Source organism: Natronobiforma cellulositropha, from assembly GCF_025629245.1.
Classification (GTDB): Archaea; Halobacteriota; Halobacteria; order Halobacteriales; family Natrialbaceae; genus Natronobiforma; species Natronobiforma cellulositropha.
In genome coordinates this window covers 1-1,368 of sequence record NZ_JANZXN010000021.1, presented here as the reverse complement: position 1 = coordinate 1,368, position 1,368 = coordinate 1, and the positions used below count along the sequence as shown (strand labels likewise).

Below are 1,368 nucleotides of genomic sequence, written 5' to 3'. Positions count from 1 at the left end.
CCGCCGTTACCACCTACATCAACGAACGAATGGACGACGCGAAACCCATCCTCGGTATGCTCAAGCCCGAAGTACTCGAGAAGCTTCAAAACCTGCGGAGTGAGAAGCGACTCGAAGGTGGAGAGATGGACACTGGAACCAGCAGTGACAAGGTAGACTTCTAGAATGCGTGCAGAAATCGCGAAGGAGACAGATGATGGCTTTGGCGTCAGAGTACACGATAACAATGGTGTCGAACACAAAATTGGAGTCTGCTTTGATGGGACCATCGACGGGCACCTAACAGCATATCCCGACAAGTCTAGTGAACGAACTCCAGAAGAGAACGAACACGTGAGCCAGGCCCGCCGCTTCGCTCAGTACTTCGTCTACGCCGAACGCGGTTACGACACCGTTCCGCCGACGATTCACCCTGAGCGCATCGACGCCACCCGCCTCGCAATCGCCTCGATGTCACTCGAGTCGTTCGGCTCGTTCTTCGGGGACGTACACCAGCAACTGGCGAGTTATCAGGATGGGAGCGTCGAGCGCCCGCTCGAGATACCCGCCGAGGCAATGAGCGACGAGGCGCTGTTGTACCGCAAAGATGTCTATCTCGGCATCGACGAGACCGCGACGCCGCTCGAGTCCCCGGTGCGGCGGCTGACCGAGCGCTACGACATCGACTTGAATGTGCCCCCGACGGGTGACCTCTCGGGCTACGACGCCGATAGCTGGCGCGCCTACGCAGACGACCTCGAGTCGCTGCTCGCGGAGACCGACGCCGAGCTTTCGAAGGGCGTCTCGCTCGAGGCGGTCTCCCCGCTCTACATCGCGTATCTCGACGCCAATGGCGACGAACACTTCACGTCGGTTTCGGACCCGCTCGAGCGCGAGGCGGACACCCTGATCGAACTCCCGGTACTCGAGGCGCGCTCGCTCGCGGAGTTCCGTGCGTTCGTCGTGCATACACTGACCTGCCAGATCAGAGATTGCTTCGTCCGCATGGGCGTCGAGCCGCCGGAGGCGTTTCGCGTCCTCGGCTACGGCGACTTCGAATCTGCCGAACAGTACATCACCCTCGAGCAGTTCCCCCGCTACTACGACCCGGGTGAGACCGGGCTGCTCTGAGACTGGTGGTGGCTCCCCCCAGCCTGTACTGGCGAGTCGAATCAGGTGGCGGTGAGACCGCTACGCTGGAGGTGGTTCCGCGCGGGACCTCGAAACCGGGACGGCCGCTCGAGGTCGATCGCGCTCTCGTCGACCATCGCCTCCGCGACGCGGGTGCGGGCCATGGTGACGAGGACGTCGCCCAGAACCACGGCGACGATTCCACAGCCGAATCCGAGGAGACCGACGAGACCGGTAACGGGCGCTGCGTTGGGATCG

At 62.2% G+C, this 1,368-nt stretch carries 1 protein-coding gene and 1 pseudogene; one reads left to right on the top strand and one right to left on the bottom strand.

From position 1 onward, the window contains the following. Positions 1-165 precede the first annotated feature (165 nt). Entirely contained in the window at positions 166-1,110 is a 945-nt protein-coding gene (locus N0B15_RS10870) for a DUF7958 family protein (RefSeq protein WP_464502946.1), read from the top strand. A 41-nt stretch (positions 1,111-1,151) separates the two neighbouring features. On the opposite strand, the pseudogene N0B15_RS10865 reads toward N0B15_RS10870, so the two are convergent. Then, a pseudogene (locus tag N0B15_RS10865) lies at positions 1,152-1,368 on the bottom strand (hypothetical protein); the annotation flags it as partial.

What these genes read in the sequence shown, in the direction of transcription:
- N0B15_RS10870 (WP_464502946.1), top strand. Translation starts at nt 166, where the DNA reads ATGCGTGCAGAAATCGCGAAGGAGACAGATGATGGCTTTGGCGTCAGA.